Below are 202 nucleotides of genomic sequence, written 5' to 3' on the forward strand. Positions count from 1 at the left end.
CGCCGACGAGCACCTGGACAAGCTCAAGGGCTACGCCGCCGACTCCGGCGAGGGCCGCTGGACCGTCGAGGCCGCCATCGACAACGCCGTCCCGCTGCCCGCGATCACGGCCAGCCTGTTCGCCCGCTTCGCCTCGCGCCAGGACGACTCCCCGCAGATGAAGATGATCGCCGCACTGCGCAACCAGTTCGGCGGCCACGCG

At 71.8% G+C, this 202-nt stretch carries 1 pseudogene; it reads left to right on the top strand.

Annotation, left to right across the window (positions count from 1 at the left end):
• A pseudogene (locus tag IF29_RS0141400) lies at positions 1 to 202 on the top strand (6-phosphogluconate dehydrogenase); the annotation flags it as partial.

The sequence above is a fragment of the Streptacidiphilus jeojiense genome (assembly GCF_000719095.1).
Lineage (GTDB): Bacteria > Actinomycetota > Actinomycetes > Streptomycetales > Streptomycetaceae > Streptacidiphilus > Streptacidiphilus jeojiensis.